At 33.8% G+C, this 213-nt stretch carries 1 protein-coding gene; it reads right to left on the bottom strand.

What is annotated here, in order from left to right; all coding sequences use genetic code 11:
* On the bottom strand, positions 1-213 hold a 213-nt coding region (locus tag R3X25_RS15210; protein WP_317675821.1), incomplete at both ends, for a hypothetical protein.

A 213-nucleotide genomic window follows, 5' to 3' on the forward strand; every position in this document is an offset into this window, starting at 1 on the left:
TGTTGCTGTATTGTCAATATCTCCATCTCCATCAATATCACCATTAAAATCTACGCCATACCCGTTAATATTATCTTGTGTAACAGTGTAGACGGTATTATAAATCCAAGTCTCTTGTAGATCTAATTCTCCATCTGCATCTGTATCACCTGATGTTAACATCAATTCTGTAGTACCATTTGTTAATGGATCAATAACTTTTACATCGGTTAA

The organism is Lutibacter sp. TH_r2, from assembly GCF_033101135.1.
GTDB lineage: Bacteria > Bacteroidota > Bacteroidia > Flavobacteriales > Flavobacteriaceae > Lutibacter.